Annotated in this window: 20 protein-coding genes, 2 tRNA genes and 1 pseudogene; 10 read left to right on the top strand and 13 right to left on the bottom strand. The window is 69.2% G+C overall.

Going from position 1 to position 24785, the window contains the following annotated elements:
* Positions 1-6: 6 nt before the first annotated feature.
* Positions 7-1032: a LuxR C-terminal-related transcriptional regulator gene (locus OG276_RS18255; protein ID WP_266906815.1), complete on the bottom strand. Its 1026-nt coding sequence runs from the start codon at positions 1030-1032 to the stop codon at positions 7-9.
* A gap of 294 nt (positions 1033-1326) precedes the next feature.
* Between OG276_RS18255 and OG276_RS18260 the strand changes: the two genes are divergently transcribed.
* Both OG276_RS18260 and OG276_RS18265 read left to right on the top strand, forming a co-directional pair.
* A complete protein-coding gene (locus OG276_RS18260; RefSeq protein ID WP_266906817.1) occupies positions 1327-2745 on the top strand; it encodes a Gfo/Idh/MocA family oxidoreductase in 1419 nt (472 codons plus the stop codon).
* A complete protein-coding gene (locus OG276_RS18265; protein WP_266906819.1) occupies positions 2742-4181 on the top strand; it encodes an MFS transporter in 1440 nt (479 codons plus the stop codon). Before OG276_RS18260 ends, OG276_RS18265 begins: the two co-directional genes overlap by 4 nt.
* Positions 4182-4218: 37 nt before the next feature.
* Here OG276_RS18265 and OG276_RS18270 read toward each other — a convergent pair.
* Positions 4219-4291 (bottom strand) — tRNA-Ala (locus tag OG276_RS18270).
* Positions 4292-4450: 159 nt separating this feature from the next.
* On the opposite strand from OG276_RS18270, the gene OG276_RS18275 reads away from it, so the two are divergent.
* On the top strand, positions 4451-5002 hold the full coding sequence (locus OG276_RS18275) for a DNA-binding protein (protein WP_243331094.1): 552 nt from the start codon (positions 4451-4453) through the stop codon (positions 5000-5002).
* A 50-nt stretch (positions 5003-5052) separates the two neighbouring features.
* Positions 5053-6309, top strand: coding sequence for a serine/threonine-protein kinase (locus OG276_RS18280; RefSeq protein ID WP_266906821.1), 1257 nt, complete (start codon positions 5053-5055; stop codon positions 6307-6309).
* 13 nt (positions 6310-6322) lie between these two features.
* On the opposite strand, the gene OG276_RS18285 is transcribed toward OG276_RS18280, so the two are convergent.
* The 11 genes from OG276_RS18285 to dnaA form a co-directional block, all read right to left on the bottom strand.
* Entirely contained in the window at positions 6323-7630 is a 1308-nt protein-coding gene (locus OG276_RS18285; protein WP_266906823.1) for a hypothetical protein, read from the bottom strand.
* Positions 7631-7754: 124 nt separating this feature from the next.
* Positions 7755-7889, bottom strand: a complete 135-nt coding sequence (locus OG276_RS18290) for a DLW-39 family protein (RefSeq protein ID WP_208809277.1) — start codon at positions 7887-7889, stop codon at positions 7755-7757.
* Between the two features lie 145 nt (positions 7890-8034).
* A tRNA-Ile gene (locus OG276_RS18295) sits at positions 8035-8108 on the bottom strand.
* A gap of 106 nt (positions 8109-8214) precedes the next feature.
* Positions 8215-8859 (bottom strand): DUF3566 domain-containing protein, encoded by a 645-nt coding sequence (locus OG276_RS18300; RefSeq protein WP_266906825.1) that lies wholly within the window; start codon positions 8857-8859, stop codon positions 8215-8217.
* 2 nt (positions 8860-8861) lie between these two features.
* Complete coding sequence (gene gyrA / locus OG276_RS18305) at positions 8862-11477, bottom strand: DNA gyrase subunit A (RefSeq protein WP_266906827.1); 2616 nt, start codon at positions 11475-11477, stop codon at positions 8862-8864.
* A 40-nt stretch (positions 11478-11517) separates the two neighbouring features.
* The gene (gene gyrB / locus OG276_RS18310) at positions 11518-13569 is read right to left on the bottom strand and encodes a DNA topoisomerase (ATP-hydrolyzing) subunit B (RefSeq protein WP_266906829.1); all 2052 of its coding nucleotides are present in this window, start codon (positions 13567-13569) and stop codon (positions 11518-11520) included.
* A gap of 515 nt (positions 13570-14084) precedes the next feature.
* On the bottom strand, positions 14085-14630 hold the full coding sequence (locus tag OG276_RS18315; RefSeq protein WP_266906831.1) for a DUF721 domain-containing protein: 546 nt from the start codon (positions 14628-14630) through the stop codon (positions 14085-14087).
* The gene (gene recF / locus OG276_RS18320; protein WP_266906832.1) at positions 14627-15763 is read right to left on the bottom strand and encodes a DNA replication/repair protein RecF; all 1137 of its coding nucleotides are present in this window, start codon (positions 15761-15763) and stop codon (positions 14627-14629) included. Before recF ends, OG276_RS18315 begins: the two co-directional genes overlap by 4 nt.
* Before the next feature lie 94 nt (positions 15764-15857).
* Positions 15858-16733: a phosphogluconate dehydrogenase (NAD(+)-dependent, decarboxylating) gene (gnd, locus tag OG276_RS18325; RefSeq protein ID WP_266906834.1), complete on the bottom strand. Its 876-nt coding sequence runs from the start codon at positions 16731-16733 to the stop codon at positions 15858-15860.
* A 304-nt stretch (positions 16734-17037) separates the two neighbouring features.
* Positions 17038-18168, bottom strand: a complete 1131-nt coding sequence (dnaN, locus tag OG276_RS18330) for a DNA polymerase III subunit beta (protein ID WP_243331110.1) — start codon at positions 18166-18168, stop codon at positions 17038-17040.
* Positions 18169-19046: 878 nt separating this feature from the next.
* Positions 19047-20849, bottom strand: a complete 1803-nt coding sequence (gene dnaA, locus OG276_RS18335) for a chromosomal replication initiator protein DnaA (RefSeq protein WP_266906837.1) — start codon at positions 20847-20849, stop codon at positions 19047-19049.
* Positions 20850-21208: 359 nt separating this feature from the next.
* On the opposite strand from dnaA, the gene rpmH reads away from it, so the two are divergent.
* The 6 genes and pseudogenes from rpmH to rsmG all read left to right on the top strand — a co-directional run bounded on the left by rpmH (position 21209) and on the right by rsmG (position 24533).
* Positions 21209-21346: a 50S ribosomal protein L34 gene (gene rpmH / locus OG276_RS18340; RefSeq protein WP_100597229.1), complete on the top strand. Its 138-nt coding sequence runs from the start codon at positions 21209-21211 to the stop codon at positions 21344-21346.
* Positions 21347-21368: 22 nt separating this feature from the next.
* Positions 21369-21743 (top strand): ribonuclease P protein component, encoded by a 375-nt coding sequence (rnpA, locus tag OG276_RS18345; RefSeq protein ID WP_266906840.1) that lies wholly within the window; start codon positions 21369-21371, stop codon positions 21741-21743.
* Positions 21740-21994, top strand: a pseudogene (yidD, locus tag OG276_RS18350) (membrane protein insertion efficiency factor YidD); the annotation flags it as partial. The gene rnpA and the pseudogene yidD, both read left to right, overlap by 4 nt.
* Positions 21995-22024: 30 nt before the next feature.
* Positions 22025-23134 carry a membrane protein insertase YidC gene (gene yidC, locus OG276_RS18355; protein ID WP_266906842.1) on the top strand — a complete coding sequence of 370 codons (1110 nt, stop codon included), beginning with the start codon at positions 22025-22027 and terminating at the stop codon, positions 23132-23134.
* 15 nt (positions 23135-23149) lie between these two features.
* Complete coding sequence (locus OG276_RS18360) at positions 23150-23659, top strand: R3H domain-containing nucleic acid-binding protein (RefSeq protein WP_266906844.1); 510 nt, start codon at positions 23150-23152, stop codon at positions 23657-23659.
* Positions 23660-23822: 163 nt separating this feature from the next.
* The gene (gene rsmG, locus OG276_RS18365; protein WP_266912906.1) at positions 23823-24533 is read left to right on the top strand and encodes a 16S rRNA (guanine(527)-N(7))-methyltransferase RsmG; all 711 of its coding nucleotides are present in this window, start codon (positions 23823-23825) and stop codon (positions 24531-24533) included.
* Positions 24534-24785: the final 252 nt, after the last annotated feature.

The raw sequence follows: 24785 nt of genomic DNA on the forward strand, positions 1-24785 counted from the left end.
AAGGCCTCAGAGCCAGCCGCGCTCGGCGGCCCGCAGGCCCGCTTCGAACCGGCTGCGCGCGTTGAGCCGGTCCATGATGTCCGACATCAACCGGCGGACGCTGCGCACCGAGAGGCCCAGCTGCTTGCTGGCGGCCTCGTCGGTCATGCCCTGCGCGAGCAGCCGCAGCAGCTCCCTTTCCTGGGGAACGAGCCCGTGATCGTCGGGGAGTTCGGCGGTGCCGAGCGGTCGGGCGGCTTCCCAGATGTGCGTGAAGAGCGCCAAGAGGGCGGCGACGGCACTCGGTTCGCGCAGGACGAGTGCGCCTCTGGACGAGTCCTCCGCGTCGATCGGCAGGACGGCGATTTTGCGGTCCACGAGGATGATGCGCATCGGCAGCACGGGATGCGTACGGACCTCTCCGCCGCATTCGTTCAGCCAGGCCGCGTATCGCCGGGTGGCGGTGTGGTTGCGGACGCTGTCCAGATAAATCGTGCGGATGCTCACCCCGCGCTCGACAATCCTCTCGTCGAGTTCCTGACTCGCCGCCATGCTCTCCGCCGTGAGCGAGGCTTTCGGAATGAGAGCAAGCACTTCCGTTTCGATCTGCTTGGACATTTCTTCCAGGTACACCCGTACCGAATCCATGCCCCGCAGATATTCGATGCTGCCGCCCTCTTCGGACCCGCTGCGCTCCTGCTCGAATTCGGCGATGATATCGGACATGGCCACGCGGGATTCGGCGAGTTCCTGCTGGCGTCCGAATATCTCCCTCTGCCGGGCGGATATCAGCTCGGCGAGCGCCACGCTCGGCTTCACCACGACGAGGGCACCCGGCTCCTCGCCGGAGGGCCTGATCAGCGAGAGGGCGGCCAACTCGTCGATCCCCGCCTGCACGTCGGACTCGCCCAGTCCGGTTTCCGCGACCAATGCGCCGGCGCTCCAGCGGGTGCCCCGGATCATCGCCCGGTACACCGCTTCACTTCGTTCGGCCAGACCCAGACCGGCGAGCGAGGCCCGTGCCGGCACCTCAAGCGCCAAAGATTCCTTCATCTCATCCATCCTCGCCCGGCAGAAGACTCAACGATACCCAGTTGCCGTGACCGGCACCGGATTCCCCAGCGGCTACCGGCGGTCACACCCGGCCAAAGGATTGCGGCGGCCGCCGCGCCGCACCGTACCGATCCGCCCCACATGGCGACATTCTTCCCCGCGCCGGCGCAGACCAGAGCTCCACCGCCCCCGGCCCGAAATCACCTCGGCCGATACGCCGAATAAGCGAACCGCACCTTTTCCATTGCACGCCTTCGACACGCATGACCAGTAATTCTGAGGGGGATTCACACCATGGCTCGTACGACTACGGTTTTGCTGGTCGGAGGTTCCGGTCACTGGGCCGGCCGGGAAAACCACGCCCCGGCGCTGCTCGAAATGCAGCAGTCCGGATGGCCCGTCCGCACCGCGGCCATCTGCGACCCGCGCAACCCCGAGAAGCGCGCCCAGGACGAGGACATGGCTCCGCTCCGGGAACTGCTCTGGAGGGACTCACCGGAGTGGCTGGACCCCGACGGCCTCAGCCGTACGGAACTGGAAGCCCTGCTGGACCGCGCCCACGCCACCCACCGGTTCTCCCTGGCGATCATCGCCTGCAACCCCGTCCACCACCGCGACTACATCCTCTGGGCGGTCTCCCGGGGCATCAGCGTGCTGTGCGACAAGCCCCTGCTGGTCGCCGAGGCCGCCGCGTACGAGCCGACGGCCGCCGAGCGCATCATCGGCGGCTACGCGGAACTCGAAACGGCGCTCACCCGGGCCCGCGCCTCGGGGCCGGTCCACCTCGCGATGCCGCTGCGCCGGCGGGCCAACGACGTCTACCGGTCGATCGCCTCCGACATCTCCGAGATCCAGCAGGCGCACGGGCAGGGCATCACCTCCATGCAACTGATCAAGAACGGGGGTCTCTTCCGGCATCCCGAGGAGTACCTGTTCGGTGACGCGCACGGGTACACCAGCGGCGTCGGAGCGCTCTCCTTCTCCAGCTACCACTACATCGACCTGCTGTCCTGGTACCTGGAACTGGCCCCGGGAGAGGCGACCGCCCTGCGGGTCACCAACCCGTACGTGCGCCGCGTCGGCGAGTTCCTGCGCACCCGTCAGGCCACCGCGCTCGCGGACCTGGTCGACGGCCCCGCGCGGGCCCGGATCCCCGAGCTGCCGCCGCAGGTACTGGCGGCCGAGGCCGACTTCGTCTTCAACCTCGAACTCCTCGGGCAGGACGGCCAGAAGGCCGGACTCGTGTCCTACGCCTGCCACTCCAACACCTACTCCCACCGCTCCGTCGGCCTCCAGCAGTTCGACCGCGACAACCGTCAGCCCTTCCGGGAGAAGGGCCGGATGTCCCAGTTCACCCTGGACATCAATCAGGGCAGCATCCAGCACATCGGCGTCTTCAAGAACGACGTGGTCGGCGAGGACTACCGGATCCGGGTGCAGCGGCGCCGGAACCCGGTCCTGGCCGACGAGTCCTACGTCGAGGAGGTGTTCGACAACGCCCACGCGGGCAGCTCGGTGACCCCGCAGGACGTCCTGCGCGCGATGGTGACCCTGTCGAGCGGCGAGGCCGCCCCCGCCCAGGTAGCCGACCGGATCTCCTTCTTCGAGGACCAGCGCCTGAGCCACCACCTGTTCGGCACGTTCTACGAGCTCATCGCCGCGAACGCCGAGGGGGTCGGTTCCGCGGAGCGGGTCGTCGAGCTGGCCGGGTGACCAAGGATCCCGCCGGCCGGCGAGGACTCCTGGCAGCGCTGCTGCTGGTGATGTTCCTCGCCGCCATGGACAGTGCGGTGACGGCCACCGCCGCCCCGCAGATCGTGGCCGACCTAGGCGAGGGCCCGGCCTTCAGCTGGCTCCTGTCCGCGTACGTCCTCGCCGCGACCGTTTCCGTGCCCCTGTACGGCAGGCTGGCCGACACCCACGGCCGGCGGCCCGTGCTCATCGGCGGAACCCTCCTGTTCCTGGCGGGTTCCGCCCTGTGCGCGGCCGGCTGGAACATGCCGGCCCTCGTCGCCTTCCGCTTCGTCCAGGGCCTGGGAGCCGGCGCGATCCAGGGGACCGTACAGACGGTCGCGGGCGATCTGTACGAGCCGCACGAGCGCGGCCGGATCCAGGCGGCGCTCGCATCGGTGTGGAGCGTCGCGGCCCTGGCCGGACCGGCCGCGGGCGGCGCGCTCGCCCAGTACGGCCACTGGCGGGCGATCTTCCTGCTCAACCTCCCCCTCGGCCTGCTCGCGGTGTGGCTCCTGGTCCGCCGCTTCCCGGTGGAGGACGTCCGCGGCGGCCCGGCCGGCCCGCTGGACTGGCGCGGCGCACTGGGCCTGCTGACGACCTGTACGACGCTCATGACGCTGCTGTCCCAAGGGGGCACCGCCTGGCCGTGGTTGTCCGTCCCGAGCGCATCGCTCCTCGTCCTCTTCCTGGCCCTGGTCCTGATCACCACGCGCATCGAGCGGCGCGCGGCCGAACCCCTCGTCCCCGGCTGGGTGTGGAAACGACGCGACCTGGCGGTACCGAGCCTCGTCCTGGGACTCCTCGGCATGGTCATGGTGGCCCCGCTGCTCCTCCTGCCGGTCTACGCGCAGACCGTGCTGGGACTCGGCCCGGCGGCCGGCGCGGCCGTCCTGGCCGGCATGACCTTCGGCTGGCCGACGGCCGCGGTCTTCAGCAGCCGCCTGTACCTGCGCATCGGCTTCCGCGGGGCCGCCCTGACCGGCGCCGCGACGGTGACCGTCGCCCTCGCGGCCACGGCCGCCCTGACCACCACCGGCGCGCACGCGGCGCCGTTCCTCGCGACTTCGACCCTGCTCGGCATCGGCCTGGGCCTGCTCCAGCCGGCCCTGCTCGTCGGTGTCCAGGCGGCCGTCGACTGGGACGGCCGGGGCGCCGTGACGGCGAACCTGATGTTCTGCCGGGAGACGGGCCAGTGCCTGGGAGCGGCCCTGTTCGGAGCCCTGTTCAACGCCGCCGGAAACCAGGGCATCGCGGCGGCCGCCCACTGCGCGGCCGCCTGCGAGCACCACGTCGCCGCCGGCCTGCGCCACGCGTACGCCGCGGGCGCCGGCTTCGCGGCCGCCATGCTGCTCCTGCTCCTGACGACCCGCAGGACCCCGGCCCTCTCGGCGCCGGGCACGAAAAAAGCCCCCTGAACCTGTGTTTCCGCAGGTCAAGGGGGCTTTTCAAAAGTGGAGCCTAGGAGATTCGAACTCCTGACATCTGCCTTGCAAAGGCAGCGCTCTACCAACTGAGCTAAGGCCCCGGATGTGGACATGCCGGTCCCCCGCGAGCGAGTGACCGTTCCGTAGGACAGAGTACCGGGTGTACCCCCTCATCCCGCAAAATGATAGGGACTCCCGCCCCGCGACCACTCTCCGTAAGATGCTCGCGAGGTTCGCACCAGCGAAGGGGAGTAGTAAGAGTGGACGCAGTACAGCAAGAGGCGACCGCCAGAGCCAGGGAACTCCAGCGGAGTTGGTACGGGGAGCCGCTCGGCGCGCTCTTCCGCCGGCTCATAGATGACCTCGGTTTGAACCAGGCCCGCCTCGCTGCCGTCCTCGGGCTGTCGGCGCCGATGCTGTCCCAGCTGATGAGCGGCCAGCGGGCCAAGATCGGCAACCCCGCCGTGGTCCAGCGGGTTCAGGCTCTCCAGGATCTGGCCGGCCAGGTGGCCGACGGGAGCGTCAGCGCGGGAGAGGCCACCGACCGGATGGACGAGATCAAGAAGACCCAGGGAGGTTCCGTCCTCAGCAACAGCACCAGCCAGGCCGCCACCGGCTCCGGCGCACCCACCGTCAAGCGCGTCGTGCGCGAGATCCAGTCGCTGCTGCGCTCGGTCTCCGCGGCCGGCGACATCATCGACGCGGCGGACACCCTCGCCCCGACCCACCCGGAACTGGCAGAGTTCCTCAGGGTGTACGGAGCGGGCCGAACCTCCGACGCCGTCGCGCACTACGAGGCGCACCAGAACTGACACGCAACGCACGCGACGGACACAGCTGACGACGGGGGACGGGCGCAGCAATGGGTGAGATCTTCGCCGGCCGGTACGAACTGATCGACCCGATCGGACGTGGCGGCGCCGGCGCCGTATGGCGTGCCTGGGACCACCGGCGCCGCCGCTACGTCGCAGCGAAGGTCCTCCTGCAGAGCGATGCCCACACCCTGCTGCGGTTCGTCCGCGAGCAGGCGCTGCGGATCGATCACCCGCACGTACTGGCCCCGGCCAGCTGGGCGGCGGACGACGACAAGGTCCTCTTCACCATGGACCTGGTCGCCGGCGGTTCCCTCGCCCATGTGATCGGGGACTACGGGGCCCTGCCGCCCCGGTTCGTGTGCACACTGCTCGACCAGCTCCTGTCGGGGCTGGCGGCGGTGCATGCGGAGGGCGTCGTCCACCGCGACATCAAACCGGCCAACATCCTGATGGAGGCCACCGGAACCGGGCGGCCGCACCTGCGGCTGTCCGACTTCGGCATCGCCATGCGCAAGGGCGAGCCCCGGCTGACCGAGACCGCCTACGTGGTCGGCACGCCGGGCTATCTCGCGCCCGAACAACTCCTCGGCTCCGAGCCGGACTTCACCGCCGACCTGTTCGCCGTCGGACTGGTCGGCCTCTACCTGCTCCAGGGGACCAAGCCCGACTCCCAGGCCCTCGCGGAGCAGTTCTTCACCCACGGCACCCCCGATGCCCCGGAGGGCGTTCCCGCGCCGCTGTGGGGCGTTCTGGCCGCGCTGCTCCAGCCGGACCCCCGGAGCAGGTTCCAGACCGCCACCGGGGCGCGCAGGGCCCTCGCCGAGGCCGTGGAACTGCTGCCGCCGCCCGGCCCGGACGGTGATCCGGTCGGGGCGGTCGAGGTGTTCGACCAACTGGGCCCGGTGCCCGCCGGTTTCACGCCCCGGTCGCTCCAGGAACCCGCGTACGAGACCCCGCCGACGGCCCCGCCCGCCGCGCCCGCGCAGCCGGCCGACGCCCCGACACCCGCCACCACTCCCCTCGGCGTGTTCGGCCCCTCGGAGACGGGCAGCTTCCACCTCCCGCCGCCCCTGCACGCCACCGCCCCGATGCCGCAGGCCGCGCAGCCGATGTCGATGCCGATGTCGACGCCGACCGCGCCGACGGCCCCGCATCCGTACGCCCCGGCCCCGCTGCACCCGGCTCCCCCGGCCGCACCCCGTACGACCGCCCTCGCGCCGCCGCCCAGGACGGTCACCGCCGGGATCCTGCTCGCGGCCGTCCTGTGCTTCGCCGTCGGGATCTGGGCCCTGACCCAGGTCTAGGCCGGCCCACGGCTCAGGCGGAACGCCGCCGGGACAGCAGGATCCAGCCGCCCAGGACGAGCAGCAGCAGCGTCCCCGTACCGAAGCCGGCGCCCGCGACCACGCGCATCACCGACCGGTTCGCGGCGGCGGCCTCGGCCTCCACGGCCGTGGTGCCCTCCTTGGCCGCCGTACGGTCCTCGGCCCCCACCCCGAATCCGCCGGCCGCGAGGTCCTGCGCGTAGGCCGGTGCCTTGCCCGGCGTGCCGATGATCTGCGTGCGCAGGGTCAGCGGGACGGGCACCGCTTCCTGGGTGAACTCCCCGACCTTCCCCGCCATGGTCACCGCGACGTAGTACCAGCCGGCCACCCGGACCGCGCCGACCTTCCGGTCGGAGGCGAAGCGGTTCTCGTAGGCCACCGGCGCGGTCCGCGGCAGGGTGAGCCCCGCCTGCTTCCCGTCGTAGGAGGCGTCCTCGCTCTCGATGAGCGACCGGTACGGGCTGTACAGCGAGACGGAGAGGCCGGGCGAGGCGTAGCCGGAGTCCTTCGTCGGCTTGCCGGCGGAGAGTTCGGCCGCGAGGCCCAGCTGCTGCCCCCAGTCGAGCGGCACCCGGTAGTAGAGGGTCTGGCCGGGCCTCAGCGCGTCCCTCCAGACCCCGCTGTCCAGCGCCCGCGCGTCGTTGAAGCCGGTCCCGCCGGAGCGCGGGGCCGCGTCGGTGCCGGGCAGGGTCGGGGAGGCGGAGGGCCACACGCTGGGGGCGGCGACGGGCGCGTTGCTGCCGCCGAGCTTCGGTTCTCGCTGGACCCGCAGCTCCAGGGGCCAGTCCGCGCGGTCCCCGTCCTTGGCCGTTTCGCGCGTGACCTTGACGTAGTAGGTGCCGCCCGCCTGGCAGCTGGCGTCCTCCTGCATGACCCGTGCTCCCACGGCGCTGATGGGGATGGGGTCGTAGCCGAAGGCCGCCCGCCCCGGGGTGCCCATGCAGGAGCGGTTCTCGATGGTGAGGACGTCCACCTCCAGGCCGTCGCCGTAGCCGACCTCGGCGCTGCCCGGGGGCTGAAGCACGGCGGAGACGTACACGGTCGAACTGTCGTCGAGGTTGAGCCGGTAGTACCGCTCCCCCGGTGCCATCGCGTCCTTGTAGACCGACCCGGCCTTCAACTCCGGCGCTCCGGCCGTGGAGGGCTTGCCCGCGACCGCCTGCGCCCCGTCCGCGCCCCGGTAGGCGGGCACCGGCTGCGGGGTCCCCGCAGCGGCCGCGGCCCCCGGCAGGGCCGCGACCAGCCCGAGGGCGGCCAGCGCCCCCGCAGCGGCCGTCCGTACCCGACGTACCCCACCCATCACACGCACCCACCCCGAGTTTGCCAACGCAAGCAAGTTCTTTGCATATCGCAATATTTCGTCACAGAGCAGCACAAAGCCCCGACCGCAGCGGCAGTCGGGGCTCTGGGATCAACCTCGGGTCTCACACACCGGAACCAGAAGGCACGGAGTCGGTTGCCTCCGTCCACAGGTCCTGCTCTGCGCGGTCCGCCTGGATCTGGCGGTACACGAGGAGCCCGCCGATGGCGGCCAGTGCGACCAGGAGCAGCTTCTTCACCGCGCGACCTCGTCTTTCGTTGACGTAGGGGACTTCTGGCGCCCAACAATACACACCGACCGATACCGATCGGTGACCTACCAGTACACCAACTGGCCCAACGACAAAGACCCCCAGGCCATGGGCCTGAGGGTCTTCGACACTGTGGGGCTAACAGGATTTGAACCTGTGGCCTCATCCTTATCAGGGATGCGCTCTAACCAACTGAGCTATAGCCCCATCCGCGCTGCGCGCTGACTTCTGAAGGTTAGCGCACAGACCCGGTGACTCCAAAATCGATAGCGGCGACCCGTCTGCGCAGGTCATCCGCCCCGTCCTCGGAGGCCTACTCGTCCTCGGCGAGCGTCAGCTCCACACCGCCGACGAAGCCCGCCGACAGGTTGTAGATGAACGCGCCCAGGGTCGCCAGCGCCGTCATGAGCACCACGTCGATGACCGAGATCACCGACGTGAAGATCAGAACGCGCGGCAGCGACAAGAAGCTCTGGAGGTCGAACCCGTTGCTCTCGTTCGAGCCGGTCGCCTCACTGATCGTGCCGCCGACGCTGGAGAAGATGCCCATGGCGTCCATGACCATCCACAGCACCACCGACGCCACGATCGTGCAGACACCGAGCGCGATCGACAGCAGGAAGCTGACCTTCATCACCGACCAGGGGTCGGCCTTGGCCACCCGGAGCCGCGCCTTGCGCGTCCTGGGTGCCATACGGGCCCCCGTGCGCGGCTTGCGCTGCGCACCGGGATCGCCCGCCCCCCGCGGCGCCCCGGGGCCCTGGGGCACCGAGTACGCCTGCGGCGGCTGGTAAGGCGGCTGAGGGCCGGCCCCCGCCTGAGTCTGATGCGACTGAGGCGACTGAGGCGGCTGCGGTCCTCGGGTGTCCGTCACGGTTCCCCCCTGGGAGTCCGCGGCGGGGCCACGGGCACCGTTCGCTCCAGTGTTGGCCGGTCCGGCGCCCGTGGCTCCGCTCACGCTTACTCCTCGTGCTCCCCAGCCGAGGGCTCCGTGCCCTCGGCGGCCTCCGCGGCCTGTCCTTCGACAGCCGCGTCGGTCCCGATCTCGTTCTCGCTGTCGTCGGCCTCGTCAGTTTCCTGACCGGCCTCCGCGTTGCGGGCGATGCCGACGACGGCATCGCGCTTGCCCAGGTTGATCAGCTGGACGCCCATGGTGTCACGGCCGGTCTCCCGTACTTCGTTGACGCGCGTACGAATCACACCACCGCTGAGCGTGATGGCAAGGATTTCGTCCGATTCGTCCACCACGAGCGCCCCGACGAGCGACCCGCGGTCCTCCACGATCTTCGCGGCCTTGATGCCCAGACCACCACGGCCCTGGACGCGATACTCCTCCACCGGCGTCCGCTTGGCGTAGCCGCCGTCGGTCGCGGTGAAGACGAACGTACCGGGCCGGACCACGCTCATGGAGAGCAGTTCGTCCCCTCCGCGGAAACTCATGCCCTTCACGCCCGAAGTGGCTCGGCCCATCGGGCGCAGCGCGTCGTCGGTCGCCGTGAAGCGGATCGACTGCGCCTTCTTGCTGATGAGCAGCAGGTCGTCCTCGGAGGACACCAGCTCGGCGCCGATCAGCTCGTCGTCGCTGCCGTCCTCGGTCTCCCGGAGGTTGATCGCGATGACGCCGCCCGACCGGGGGGAGTCGTAGTCCTTGAGCGCCGTCTTCTTCACCAGGCCGCCCTTGGTGGCCAGGATCAGGTACGGGGCGATCTCGTAGTCGCGGATCGCGAGGATCTGGGCGATCTTCTCGTCCGGCTGGAAGGCCAGCAGGTTCGCCACGTGCTGCCCGCGGGCGTCACGGCCGGCGTCCGGGAGCTCGTACGCCTTGGAGCGGTAGACCCGGCCCTTGTTCGTGAAGAACAGCAGCCAGTGGTGCGTGGTGGACACGAAGAAGTGGTCGACGAGGTCGTCCTGCTTCAGCTTCGTGCCGCGCACGCCCTTGCCGCCGCGCTTCTGCGAGCGGTAGTCCTCGGTCTTGGTGCGCTTGACGTACCCGCCGTGGGTGATCGTGACGACGATGTCCTCTTCGGCGATCAGGTCCTCCATGGACATGTCGCCATCGAAGGGCACCAGCTTGGAACGCCGGTCGTCGCCGAACTTCTCGACGATGGCCGCCAGTTCCTCGCTGACGATCTGGCGCTGGCGCTCCTCGGAGGCCAGGATCGCGTTGTACTCGTTGATCTTCGCCTGGAGCTCGTCGTGCTCGGCGACGATCTTCTGCCGCTCCAGGGCCGCGAGGCGGCGGAGCTGCATCTCCAGGATCGCGTTCGCCTGGATCTCGTCGATCGACAGCAGGCCCATCAGGCCCTCGCGGGCGATCTCGACCGTGTTGCTGCGCCGGATCAGCGCGATGACCTCGTCGATCGCGTCCAGCGCCTTGAGCAGACCGCGCAGGATGTGGGCGCGCTCCTCCGCCTTGCGCAGGCGGAACTTCGTGCGCCGGACGATGACCTCGATCTGGTGCGTCACCCAGTGGCGGATGAAGGCGTCGATCGACAGCGTGCGCGGCACGCCGTCCACCAGCGCCAGCATGTTCGCGCCGAAGTTCGTCTGCAGGTCGGTGTGCTTGTACAGGTTGTTCAGCACGACCTTGGCGACGGCGTCGCGCTTGAGGACGATCACCAGGCGCTGGCCGGTCCGGGACGAGGTCTCGTCGCGGACGTCGGCGATGCCGCCGACCTTGCCGTCCTTCACCAGGTCGGCGATCTTCTGCGCCAGGTTGTCGGGGTTGGTCTGGTACGGAAGCTCCGTGACCACCAGGCACTGGCGGTTCTGGATCTCCTCGACCTCGACCACCGCGCGCATCGTGATGGAGCCGCGACCGGTCCGGTACGCCTCCTCGATGCCCTTGCGGCCCACGACCAGGGCGCCCGACGGGAAGTCCGGGCCCTTGATCCGCTCGATGAGCGCGTCCTGGAGCTCCTCGTGCGAGGCCTCCGGGTGCTCCAGCGCCCACTGGGCGCCGGCCGCGACCTCGCGCAGGTTGTGCGGCGGGATGTTGGTGGCCATGCCGACCGCGATGCCGGCGGAGCCGTTGATCAGCAGGTTCGGGAACCGCGCCGGCAGGACCGTGGGCTCCTGGTTGCGGCCGTCGTAGTTGTCCTTGAAATCGACGGTCTCCTCGTCGATGTCCCGGAGCATCTCCATGGCCAGCGGCATGAGCTTGCACTCGGTGTAGCGCATCGCGGCCGCCGGGTCGTTGCCCGGGGAGCCGAAGTTGCCGTTGGAGTCCACGAGCGGCATGCGCAGCGACCACGGCTGGGCCAGGCGGACCAGGGCGTCGTAGATCGAGGAGTCACCGTGCGGGTGGTACGTGCCCATGACGTCACCGACGACGCGGGCGCACTTGTAGAAGCCCTTCTCGGGCCGGTAACCGCCGTCGTACATCGCGTACAGCACACGACGGTGGACCGGCTTGAGGCCGTCCCGTACGTCGGGCAGCGCGCGGGAGACGATGACGGACATCGCGTAGTCGAGATAGGAGCGCTGCATCTCGGTTTCGAGCCCGACGGGCTCGATGCGCATGACGGGCTGCTCCTGCGCGGAGTCCGCGGCGGTGGGGGTGGTTTCGTCGGCCATTGCTGGTCAGAAGTCCTTTCGAGCGGTCAGCTGAGCCGACTCAGATGTCGAGGAAGCGAACGTCCTTGGCGTTGCGCTGGATGAAGGAGCGCCGGGCTTCGACGTCCTCACCCATCAGCACCGAGAACAGGTCGTCGGCCTGCGCGGCGTCGTCCAGGGTGACCTGGCCGAGCACGCGGTGGTCGACGTCCATCGTGGTGATGCGCAGTTCCTCGGCGTTCATCTCGCCCAGACCCTTGAAGCGCTGGATCGAGTCTTCCTTGATCCGCTTGCCCTGCCCCTTGCCGAGCTCGACGAGGGCGTCGCGCTCGCGGTCGGAGTACGCGTACTCGAAGTCGTCCCGGCCCCACTTGATCTTGTAGAGCGGCGGGCGCGAGAGGTACACGTGCCCGGCCTCGACCAGCGGCCGCATGAAGCGGAACAGGAAGGTCAGCAGCAGGGTGTTGATGTGCTGGCCGTCGACGTCGGCGTCAGCCATCAGGATGATCTTGTGATAGCGCAGCTTCTCGATGTCGAAGTCCTCGTGGACACCGGTACCGAAGGCGCTGATCAGCGCCTGGACCTCGGTGTTCTGGAGGATCTTGTCGATGCGCGCCTTCTCGACGTTCAGGATCTTGCCGCGGATCGGCAGGATGGCCTGGTACATGGGGTTGCGGCCGGACTTGGCGGAGCCGCCGGCCGAGTCGCCCTCGACGATGAAGATCTCGCACTTGGTCGGGTCGTTGGACTGGCAGTCCGACAGCTTGCCCGGCAGCGAGGCGCTCTCCAGCAGACCCTTGCGACGGGTGAGGTCGCGGGCCTTGCGGGCCGCGACGCGCGCCGTGGCCGCGTTGATCGACTTGCGGATGATGTCCGCGGCCTCGTTCGGGTTGCGGTCGAACCAGTCGTTGAGGTGCTCGTGGACGACCTTCTGCACGAAGGTCTTGGCCTCCGTGTTGCCCAGCTTGGTCTTCGTCTGCCCCTCGAACTGGGGCTCGCCCAGCTTGATCGAGATGATCGCCGTCAGACCCTCGCGGATGTCCTCGCCGGCGAGGTTGTCGTCCTTCTCGCGAAGGAACTTCTTCTCGCGCGCGTAGCGGTTCACCAGACCCGTCATCGCGGCGCGGAAGCCCTCTTCGTGGGTGCCGCCCTCGTGCGTGTGGATCGTGTTCGCGAAGGAGTACACGCCCTCGGTGTACTGCGAGTTCCACTGCATCGCGATCTCGACCGAGAGGAGACGCTCCTTGTCCTCGGCCTCCACGTCGATGACGGTCGGGTGGATCAGCTCGCCCTTGCGCGCGTTCAGGTGCTTCACGAAGTCGACGATGCCGCCCTCGTAGTAGTACTTGACCGTGCGCGCCTGGTCGTCGTCGGTCACCTCGGCCGTGTCCGAGCCCACCGTCGCCTTGGCCGACTCGCGCTCGTCCGTCAGCGTGAGGGTCAGGCCCTTGTTGAGGAAGGCCATCTCCTGGAAGCGGCGCGCGAGCGTCTCGAAGGAGTACTCGGTCGTCTCGAAGATGTCGGGGTCGGCCCAGAACGTCACCGAGGTGCCGGTCTCGGACGTCTCCTCGTTCTTGGCGAGGGGCGCGGTCGGGACACCGAGCTTGTAGTCCTGGGTCCAGCGGTAGCCGTCGGTCTTGACCTCGACCGCGACCTTCGTCGACAGGGCGTTGACGACGGAGACGCCCACACCGTGCAGACCGCCGGAGACGGCGTAGCCGCCGCCGCCGAACTTGCCGCCCGCGTGCAGGACCGTGAGCACGACCTCAACGGCCGGCTTGCCCTCGGACTTCACGATGCCGACCGGGATGCCTCGGCCGTTGTCGACGACGCGCACGCCGCCGTCCGGAAGGATCGTCACGTCGATGGTGTCCGCGTGCCCGGCCATGGCCTCGTCGACGGAGTTGTCGACGACCTCTTGCACCAGGTGGTGCAGGCCTCGCTCGCCGGTCGAGCCGATGTACATACCGGGCCGCTTGCGGACCGCGTCCAGGCCCTCCAGGACCTGGATGGCACCTGCGTCGTACGCCTTGTCCTCACCGTTCCCGGCGGACTTGTTCTTCTCGTTGGGGTTGCCCGAATCGGCCACGAAGCGCCCTTTCTGGCACAGCACAGGCCGGACTCCGGGGCCGGCATGCATGCAAGCGGGAGCGGCTGCGTCGATCTGCGTTGTCAGCGGTGGTCAGCTTTACTCGACTGAATCCCGCGCGTGCGCGGGATTCTCGTTCAGTCTACCGGTATCACCCCCATGAATGGGCGTTTGCCGGTACCTGAGTCCGCATGTGCCGCCCCGAAACTCCACTCTCCGACTCCCCATATCCGGGGAGGGGCCCCAAGAGGCTCACACGGGCATTGAGCGCTTCGGGCTGTCAACCTCCCGCTACCGTGAGGGACACCACCCGCACAGCCGTCCGTACGTTCGTCCGCCGGATCCCTACTCACCCGTACGGGTGCGCGCGCGAGCGGGGCCGCGGACACCGGGGCAGGGGGCCGGAGCACGACCGGAACACGCACGGTCGGGCACTCCGGTTCGACCGCCCCGCGTTCGGGAGCGTGGAGCCGGACCCGCTGAGTCAGGCTGCGGAGTCAGGCCCGTTGAATCAGGCCCGTTGAGTCAGGCCCGCGGGCTCACCCGTAGGTGTCCCCCGGGCCGGTGCTCCCCGGGGCCCGCCAGGGGCCGTACCGCTTCGGGCCGCCGCCGGGACCGTGGACCTTGATCAGCCGGACGGTGCCCTGCCCCAGGTCCGCGTTGAGCCGGGCCACCAGCTGCGGGGCCAGCAGCTTCAGCTGCGCCGCCCACGCCGAGGAATCGCAGCGCACCACCAGCTCGCGGTCCTCGTACCGGTCCGGCACGCAGTGCGTCGCGATGTCCTGGCCGACGATCTCCGGCCAGCGCTCCATCACGCCCGCCACCGCCATCGGCATCTCCCAGCCGCGCTCCGTGCGCAGCCGGTCCAGCGCCGCCATCAGCGGCATCGGGTCCCGGCCGTCCGCGCGGGCGCCCGAGCGCAGACCCGGCCGGTAGGCGCCCTTCTTGTTCTGCGCCGCGTTGCCCCGGGCCCGCGCCTGCTCCCGCGCCGCCGCCAGGGCCTGACGCGCCAGGTCCACGCCCGACGGCTCGGCCGCCTTGCGCGGCGGGTCCTGCGATGCCGGTTCCTGCTCCTTGCCGCTCACAGCCGGGTCACCTCCCCGCCGGACACCGCGAACCGGGTCCCGACCAGCACCCCGGGCACGTCGTCGTCGACCGCGGCCGTCACCAGCACCTGCTCGCCGGGCGCCACCAGCTCCGCCAGCCGCTCCCGGCGCCGCGCGTCCAGCTCCGCGAACACGTCGTCGAGGATCAGCACCGGCTCGCTGCCCTCCGTGCGCAGCAGCTCGTAGGAGGCCAGCCGCAGGGCCAGCGCGTACGACCAGGACTCGCCGTGGCTGGCGTACCCCTTGGCCGGCAGCTCCCCGAGGCGCAGCACCACGTCGTCGCGGTGCGGGCCGACCAGGGTCACCCCGCGCTCGATCTCTCCCTTGCGCACCTCGGCCAGCGCGCCGAGCAGGACCTCGTACAGCGCCTCGCGCGTGCGGGCCTCGCCGCTGTCCACCTGCTCGCCCGCGGAGGACTTGTAGGCCGCGCCGAGCGGTCCGCCGCCGGGCGCGAGCTGCTCGTACGCCTTGTCCGCCAGCGGCAGCAGGGTCGCGAGCAGGTCGAGCCGGTGGGCCAGCAGTTCCGCGCCCGTGCGCGCCAGGTGCTGGTCCCACACGTCGAGGGTGGACAGGTCCATGGAGCGGCCGCCGTGCCGGCGGGCCATCGCCGCCGACTTCAGCAGGGTGTTGCGCTGCTTGAGCACCCGCTCGTAGTCCGAGCGGACGGCCGCCATGCGCGGCGAACGGGCCGTGACGAGCTCGTCGAGGAAACGGCGCCGCTCCCCGGGGTCGCCCTTGACCAGGGCCAGGTCCTCGGGGGCGAACAGCACCGTGCGCACGATGCCCAGTACGTCCCGCGGCCTGACCTGCGAGGACCGGTTGATCCGGGCGCGGTTGGCGCGGCCCGGGTTGAGCTCCAGCTCCACGAGCTGCTGGCGTTCGCCCTGGGTGACGGCGGCCCGGATGACGGCGCGCTCGGCGCCCATCCGCACGAGCGGGGCGTCCGCGGAGACGCGGTGGCTGCCGAGGGTCGCGAGGTAGCCGATCGCCTCGACGAGATTGGTCTTGCCCTGCCCGTTGGGGCCCACGAAAGCGGTGACGCCCGGGTCGAGGGGAACCTCGGCCCGGGCGTACGAGCGGAAGTCGGCCAAAGAGAGATGCGAAACGTGCATGTGGCGCCGACCTCCCCCGGCTTCCTGCTGCTTGCCGTGCTCCGCTCCACAGGCTGTGGACCTACAAGGTGTGGACCTGTGGAGCGGTTGTGGATTACTTCTTCTCGACCGCGTGGCCGCCGAACTGGTTGCGCAGCGCGGCGATCATCTTCATCTGCGGGGAGTCGTCCTGGCGGGACGCGAAGCGCGCGAAGAGCGAAGCCGTGATCGCGGGCAGCGGCACGGCGTTGTCGATCGCGGCCTCGACCGTCCAGCGGCCCTCGCCGGAGTCCTGCGCGAAGCCGCGCAGCTCCTGCAGGTGCTCGTCCTCGTCCAGCGCGTTGACGGCCAGGTCCAGCAGCCAGGAACGGATGACCGTGCCCTCCTGCCAGGACCGGAACACCTCGCGGACGTCGGTGACCGAGTCGACCTTCTCCAGGAGCTCCCAGCCCTCGGCGTAGGCCTGCATCATGGCGTACTCGATGCCGTTGTGGACCATCTTCGCGAAGTGGCCGGCGCCGATCTTGCCGGCGTGCACGGCGCCGAACTCACCCTCGGGCTTGAGGGCGTCGAAGATCGGCTGGACGGCCGCGACGTGCTCCTTGTCGCCGCCGTACATCAGCGCGTAGCCGTTCTCCAGGCCCCAGACGCCGCCGGAGACTCCGCAGTCGACGAAGCCGATGCCCTTGGCGGCCAGCTCGGCGCCGTGCTTCTCGTCGTCGGTCCAGCGGGAGTTGCCGCCGTCGACGACGATGTCGCCGGGCGAGAGCAGGCCGGCGAGCTCGTCCACGGTGGACTGCGTCGCGGCGCCCGCCGGGACCATGACCCACACCACGCGGGGGGCCTGCAGGCTGTCCACAAGTTCCGACAGGCTGTGGACATCGGCGAGGTCCGGGTTGCGGTCGAATCCGATGACGGTGTGGCCGGCGCGGCGGATGCGCTCGCGCATGTTGCCGCCCATCTTGCCGAGACCGACGAGACCAAGCTCCATCAGGTGGTTCCTTAAGCGTTGTGGCCGTCTGTGCCGGGGTGCTCCCCTGCCCGGGGACATCCCCCCGTGCCGAGCCTACGCCGGGCCGTGCCGCCCGGCGCCACGGGCACTCCGGGTGTCGGCGCCGAGGCGCCCGGCGGGCCGCGCACGAGGCTCCGTACGGGCTCCTGCGTGTCCGCTGCGGGCCCCGCGCGCCCGGCTTCAGGCCCGCTACGGGGCTGCGCGGGCGGGAGGCGCAACGCCCTCGGGCCCGGTCCGCGGGAAGCGGGGCCGGGCCCGAGGGGCTGCCGCGTCGTTTCCGGGATCAGCCGGAGAGGCGCACCGGCATGATCAGGTACTTGTACGCCTCGTCGGCCTCGGCGTCGACCGCCGGGCGGCCGCTGAGCAGCGCCGGCTTGGTGGACGTGGTGAAGCTGAGCTGCGCGGCCGGCGAGTCGATCGCGCTCAGGCCGTCCAGCAGGAAGGTCGGGTTGAAGGCGATCGAGATGTCGTCGCCCTCCAGCTTCGCGTCGACGCGCTCCACAGCCTGTGCGTCGTCGGAGGAACCGGCCTCCAGGATCAGCACGCCCTGCTCGAAGCTGAGGCGGACCGGGGTGTTGCGCTCGGCGACGAGGGCCACGCGCTTGACGGCCTCGACGAACGGGGCGGTCTCGATCACGGCGACCGAGTTGAACTCCGTCGGGAAGAGCGTGCGGTACTTCGGCAGGTCGCCCTCGAGGAGGCGGGTGGTGGTGCGCCGGCCGGCGCCCTCGAAGCCGATGAGGCCCTCGCCCTGGCCGGAGCCCGACAGCGCGATGGTGACCGTGTCGCCGCTGGTGAGCGACTTGGCGGTGTCCAGGAGGGTCTTGGCGGGCACCAGGGCCACGGCCGAGGCCTCGGGGTCCTCGGGCTTCCACAGGAACTCGCGGACCGCGAAGCGGTAGCGGTCGGTGGAGGCCAGGGTGACCTTGTCGCCCTCGATCTCGATGCGGACACCGGTCAGCACGGGCAGCGTGTCGTCGCGGCCTGCGGCGATGGCGACCTGGGCGGCGGCGGAGGCGAAGACCTCGCCGGGCACGGTGCCGGTCGCGGTGGGCATCGTCGGCAGTGCCGGGTACTCCTCCACAGGCAGGGTGTGGAGTGTGAATCGCGAGGAGCCGCAGACCACGGTCGCCCGTACACCGTCTGTGGAAATCTCCACCGGGCGGTTGGGCAGGGCCCGGCAGATGTCGGCGAGCAGCCGGCCGGAGACCAGGACGGTGCCGTCCTCCTCGACGTCCGCCTCGACGGAGACCCGGGCCGAGACCTCGTAGTCGAAGCCGGAGAGGGACAGCTTGCCCTCCTCGGCCTTCAGCAGCAGGCCCGCGAGAACGGGCACCGGCGGCCGGGCCGGGAGGCTACGGGCAGCCCAGGCCACCGCCTCCGCGAGTACGTCGCGCTCCACCCGGATCTTCACCGGAAACCGCCTCCTGCTGTTGCTCGCTCGTCTGCCGGCCTTCGTCGTCGGCTCGTCGATGCCTCGACCGTTGCCGGTGACCAGTCTGACGTACGGCGCCGACAGTCGTCGCTGCTGGCGGTCAAGTCGGGAGCGAGGTGTCGGGGAGGGCGATCCACCGAGTTGTGCACAGGACCTGCTTGAAAACCGAAACCGGGCTAACTCTCTATGGGGGTAGTAGTAGGGCCTGTGGAAACGGTGGATAACAGTGTTTTTGCAGGTCAGCCCGCGTTTTTTATCCCCACACCCTGTGGGCGACACCGGTGGACAACCACGTGTCTCTGTGGAGAACGAAAACTTCTGCACAGGCCATCCCCAGATGACCCCGACTACTCCACAGGTGCGTCCCCAGGTTTTCCCGAGTACTCCACAACCCAAACGTCGACTTCGGTGTGACCGCTTTCACTCGGGGCGGTGATGGAGGGTTCCCGGTTGCCGAACAGTGGACAACGGTGTGGGGAAGTCGTCTGATCCTGTGCACAGGACCCTGGAAGCTGTGGACCGACGGTGGACAACGCGGTGGACGAACCTGTGGATGAAAAATTCGTCCACAGCCTGTGGATAGCCGTTGCGCACAATTCCACAGGGGTCTGACCAGCCCTGATGGTGCCTCACACCTGGGCCCTGTGGACAGTCTTGTGGGTTCCCGGGGCCGTCCCCAGGCTGTGGACGCAAGAAAGTCGCCCAATCTGTGGATGAGTTGCCCCCAAGGGGGCGTATTCGAACAGATCAGGGGCGCACGCATGAAGAAGGGCGCCCCCGTAGTGACCCGGAAGCGCCCTCTTAAAGCGTTTGGAAGGGCTCGGCGGCGCCCGTACGGCACGTCCACAGAGCCGGTGTCAGCCGTTCTTGATGCGGTTGGTGAGCTCGGTCACCTGGTTGTAGATGGAGCGGCGCTCCGCCATCAGGGCACGGATCTTGCGGTCCGCGTGCATGACGGTCGTGTGGTCGCGGCCGCCGAACTGCGCCCCGATCTTGGGCAGCGAGAGGTCCGTGAGCTCCCGGCACAGGTACATGGAGATCTGCCGGGCGGTGACCAGGACCCGGCTGCGCGAGGAGCCGCACAGGTCGTCCACGGTCAGCCCGAAGTAGTCGGCGGTGGCCGCCATGATGTCGGTGGCGGTGATCTCGGGCGAGCTGTCCTCGCCGCCCGGGATCAGGTTCTTCAGGACGTCCTCGGTCAGGCCCAGGTCGACCGGCTGCCGGTTCAGGCTCGCGAAGGCCGTGACCCGGATCAGCGCCCCCTCCAGCTCACGGATGTTGCGCGAGATGCGGGAGGCGATGAACTCCAGCACCTCCGGCGGGGCGTTGAGCTGCTCCTGCACGGCCTTCTTGCGCAGGATCGCGATGCGGGTCTCCAGCTCGGGCGGCTGGACGTCGGTGATCAGGCCCCACTCGAAGCGGTTGCGGAGCCGGTCCTCCAGGGTGGCGAGCTGCTTGGGCGGCCGGTCGGAGGAGAGCACGATCTGCTTGTTGGCGTTGTGGAGCGTATTGAAGGTGTGGAAGAACTCCTCCTGCGTCGACTCCTTGCTCGCGAGGAACTGGATGTCGTCGACGAGCAGGATGTCCATCTCGCGGTAGCGCTTGCGGAACGCGTCGCCCTTGCCGTCGCGGATCGAGTTGATGAACTCGTTGGTGAACTCCTCGGAGCTCACGTACCGCACCCGGGTGCCGGGGTAGAGGCTCCGCGCGTAGTGCCCGATGGCGTGCAGCAGGTGCGTTTTGCCGAGACCCGACTCCCCGTAGATGAAGAGGGGGTTGTACGCCTTCGCCGGCGCCTCGGCGACGGCCACCGCGGCGGCGTGCGCGAAGCGGTTGGAGGCGCCGATGACGAACGTGTCGAAGAGGTACTTGGGGTTCAGCCGGGCGGTCGGCTCCAGCGGGCCCGAGGTGGATCCACCTGACGGGGCCGAGGGCGCGGGCCGGCTCGGTGCCTGCCGCGCGGGCGGCTGGTCGTACTGCTGCTGCTCGTACTGGCGGGAGGAGCGCTGCTGCTGGCCCTCGTACTGCTGCTGCTCGTACTTCTGCTGTTCGTAGCCGCCCTGGTCGTAGGACGAAGGCTCGGACTGCTGCATGTAGCCCGGCTGCGGGGAGGCGTACGGGTCGCGCTCGGGGAAGCCGCCGAGACGGGGCTGCTGCCAGCCGTAGTCGTCCTGCTGGCCGCCGCGGGGCCAGGCGCCGGGCTCGGAGCGCGGCTGCTGGTAGTCCGGGTAGGCGGGGCGGGCATTGGGGAGCTGGTCGTCCGAGGGGCCGGTGTGGCCGCCGGGTCCCGTGTGGCCCCCGGGGCCGTTGTGCCCGCCGGGGCGCTGGCCGCCGTACGGTTCGTAGCCGTCGTGGGAAGAAGACGGGGCCGGGGGCGAGGGCTCGCCCGCGGAGTCGTCGACGGTGATCGCGATCCGGATGGGGCGGCCGCACTCACGGCTGAGGGCGTCGCTGATGAGCGGGGCGAGCCGGCCTTCGAGGACGCGCTTGCCGTACTCGTTGGGGACGGCGAGCAGCGCGGTGTCCGCCACCAGGGCCAGGGGCTGACAGCGCTCGACCCACTGCTTGTCCTTGGGCTCGATGCTGTTCTGTCCCTCCCCGAGGAGCTTTTCGAGCACCCTTGGCCACACTGCGGCAAGATCGGCAGGTACGTCAGCCACAGAGCACGCTCTCTCAGAGGGGGTCCCACGAATGTGTGGTTCTTTGGGACGGTCGGGACAAAAAATCCAGGGTCAGGCAACGGTAGTCAGGCCAGCGGGTACGGTTCAAGTCGTTGTCCACAGCCTGTGCACAGTGTGGGGCACCGCCGCCTCGGTTTGACCGGATGGCGTAGCCGCGCGTACCGTAACGAGGTCGAGTTGTCGATGGCTGCTGCCGCCTGCCTACCGATGGGCGAAGATCACGGATCGTGATCGTTTTGCGGTGCCACTCGGGCGAACACGCGAGTTTTCTCCTCGTGGGCGCACGGTGACAGCCAGGCGATGTCCCGCCTAAACGATTTATTCTCTGGAGCCCTCGAGTGAGCAAGCGCACCTTCCAGCCGAACAACCGCCGTCGTGCCAAGACCCACGGCTTCCGTCTCCGGATGCGTACCCGTGCCGGCCGCGCCATCCTCGCGAACCGTCGTGGCAAGGGCCGCGCCGAACTCTCCGCGTAACTGACGGGCGGATCGTGACGTCGTGCTGTCTCCCGAACATCGGCTGAGGCGGCGCGAGGACTTCGCGAGCGCGGTACGTCGAGGTCGCCGGGCTGGTCGCCCGCTCCTCGTCGTCCACCTACGTACAAGCGGTGCAACGGACCCGCACGAGTCGGGGGAGATCGATCCCTCGACGCGTGCGGGTTTCGTCGTCAGCAAGGCTGTCGGCATCGCTGTCGTACGCAACCGGGTCAAGCGCCGTTTGCGCCATCTCGTCCGCGAGCGGCTGTCTCAGCTGCCCGAAGGTAGCCTGATGGTGGTACGGGCTCTGCCCGGAGCGGGTGATGCCGGTCTCGACGAGCTGGCCCGGGACCTGGATGCCGCACTGCTGCGGCTCTTGGGAGGCGTGGCTCGATGAAGTACCCGCTGCTCGCATTGATCAAGCTGTACCAGTGGACCATCAGTCCGCTGCTCGGGCCGGTGTGCCGTTATTACCCCTCGTGTTCGCACTACGGGTTCACGGCCATCGACCGGCATGGTGCGGTGAAGGGGACGGCTCTGACCGCCTGGCGGATCCTGCGGTGCAATCCGTGGTCCCCGGGTGGCGTGGATCACGTCCCACCCCGGAAACGCCCGCGTTGGCACGAGCAGCTGCGCAGTGCGTTGCGTAGATCTCGCAATGCTCAAGGAGCTTGATTAGTGGACACGATTGCCAGTTGGTTCACCTTTATCACCACGCCCGTCTCGTGGATCATCGTTCAGTTCCACAAGCTGTACGGTGCCATGTTCGGCGCGGACAGTGGCTGGGCCTGGGGCCTGTCCATCGTCTCCTTGGTGATCTTGATCCGTATCTGCCTGATCCCGCTCTTCGTGAAGCAGATCAAGGCGACGCGCGGCATGCAGGCGATCCAGCCGAAGATGAAGGCGATCCAGGAGCGCTACAAGAACGACAAGCAGCGCCAGTCCGAAGAGATGATGAAGCTGTACAAGGAGACGGGTACCAACCCGCTCTCCTCGTGCCTTCCCATCCTGGCGCAGTCCCCGTTCTTCTTTGCGCTCTACCACGTGCTCGCCTCCATCGCCAACGGGACCACGATCGGCAAGATCGACGGCCCGCTGCTGGAGAGCGCGCGTAACGCGCACATTTTCGGTGCCCCGCTGGCATCCAAGTTCACGGACAGCGCCGACAAGGTCGCCGCTCTGGGCGCCTCGGTCACCGACGTGCGGATCGTCACCGCGATCATGATCGTGATGATGTCGCTGTCGCAGTTCTACACGCAGCGCCAGCTGATGCAGAAGAACGTCGACCTCTCGGTCAAGACGCCGTTCATGCAGCAGCAGAAGATGCTGATGTACGTCTTCCCCCTGATCTTCGCGGTCATGGGCATCAACTTCCCCGTCGGTGTCCTCGTCTACTGGCTGACCACGAACCTGTGGACCATGGGCCAGCAGATGTTCGTGATCAACCGGAACCCCACCCCGGGCAGCCTGGCCCAGGACCAGTACCTGACGCGCCTGCTGAAGCAGATCACCTCGCACGGCGAGCTCAAGAGCCGGGGCAAGAAGAAGATCGTCGCGGCGATCGTGGCCAAGGGCCCGGACCGCAACGACAACGAGCGCAAGTTCATCACCGGTCTGAGCAAGCAGGGCCTGGCCGCGCAGGCGGACGGATCCGTGGCGAAGAGCGTCGAGGCGACCGCCGACGCCGACGCCGCCGGCGGCGGTGGTGCCCAGAAGCGGCAGCAGCCCAAGCGGCAGTCGAAGTCGCAGCGTCAGACGCCCCCCAGCAAGCCCTCTCCCAAGAAGTAAGAAGGAGTCCCTCCCGTGACGGAAGGCACCACCACCGCCGCCGCTGAGAGTGGCGACACCCTGACCCGCCTCGAGCAGGAGGGTGAGATCGCGGCCGACTACCTTGAGGGTCTACTCGACATCGCCGACCTGGACGGCGACATCGACATGGACGTCGAGGCGGACCGCGCCTCTGTCTCCATCGTCAGCGAATCCGCGCGTGACCTGCAGAAGCTCGTGGGCCGTGACGGAGAGGTGCTGGAGGCTCTGCAGGAGCTGACCCGTCTCGCCGTGCACCGCGAGACCGGGGACCGCAGCCGGCTGATGCTCGACATCGGCGGCTTCCGGGCGAAGAAGCGCGAGGAGCTGACGGCTCTCGGCGCCAAGGCCGCAGAGGACGTGAAGTCCTCCGGTGAGCCCCTGAAGCTGGACCCGATGACCCCCTTCGAGCGGAAGGTCGTCCACGACGCCGTGGCGGCCGCTGGTCTGCGGAGCGAGTCCGAGGGCGAGGAGCCGCAGCGCTTCGTCGTCGTGCTTCCGGTCTGACCGGAAGTCTGAGTGTCCGGCCCCGTCTGTCTCGCAGGCGGGGCCGATGTTTGTCAGCCTGGCAGTGACGGCGCGACGACGGTCGCGCCGGGCACGACGGGTTTTCACAACCATGCGGTACGGAAGGACGGTCCCCGTGACGGAGGCAGCTGAGCTTCCCCCGATGCCCGAAGAAGCGCCCCAGGCACCTGAAGAGGCGCGTGCGGTGTTCGGCGAGCATTTCCCGGAAGCTGTGCGGTATGCGGAGCTGCTGGCGGACGCGGGTGTCAAGCGGGGCCTGATCGGGCCGCGCGAGGTGCCCCGGCTCTGGGAGAGGCACCTGCTGAACTGCGCCGTGCTCTCGGAAGTGGTGCCCCAGGGCGTCACCGTGTGCGACGTGGGTTCGGGTGCCGGCCTCCCCGGCATTCCGCTGGCCCTGGTGCGCAGGGACCTGAAGATCACGCTGCTGGAGCCGCTGCTGCGCCGCACGAACTTCCTCCAGGAAGTCGTGGAGCTGCTGGGGCTCGACCATGTGACGGTCGTGCGCGGGCGGGCCGAGGAAGTCCTCGGCAAGCTCCAGCCGGTCCACGTGGTGACGGCGCGCGCGGTGGCTCCGCTGGACCGGCTCGCCGGCTGGGGTGTTCCCCTGCTGCGTCCGTACGGCGAGATGCTGGCCCTGAAGGGTGACACTGCCGAGGAGGAGCTGGTGGCGGCGAAGGCCGCACTGACCAAGCTCGGTGTGGTGAAGACCTCGGTGCTGCACGTTGGCGAGGGGATCGTGGACCCGCTCTCCACCGTGGTGCGGGTCGAGGTCGGGGAAAGCCCCGGCGGGGTGCGGTTCGCGGCGAAGCGGGCCAAGGCCGCCCGGGTGAGCCGTACGCGCCGGCGCCGCTGAGCCCTTGCCGGGCAGTGTTCGCAGGCATATCGCAGGGGTGTTGAGCCCTATAGGTATGGATTTCGGAGTGTCGTAGCGGCCGGATGACTCCGTCCGGGCATCGTGTTTCACGTGAAACGTCGCTCTCTGCTGCACGGAATCATCAGCCGCGGTCGTGCGGCTACGTCCCCCCGTCTCCGCAAAGGTGAAGGGGGGACGGAGTTGTCCACATCGGTGGATTCATCCACAGGAGTACGGGCCCCGCTGGTTCGC

Source organism: Streptomyces sp. NBC_00086, from assembly GCF_026343255.1.
Classification (GTDB): domain Bacteria; phylum Actinomycetota; class Actinomycetes; order Streptomycetales; family Streptomycetaceae; genus Streptomyces.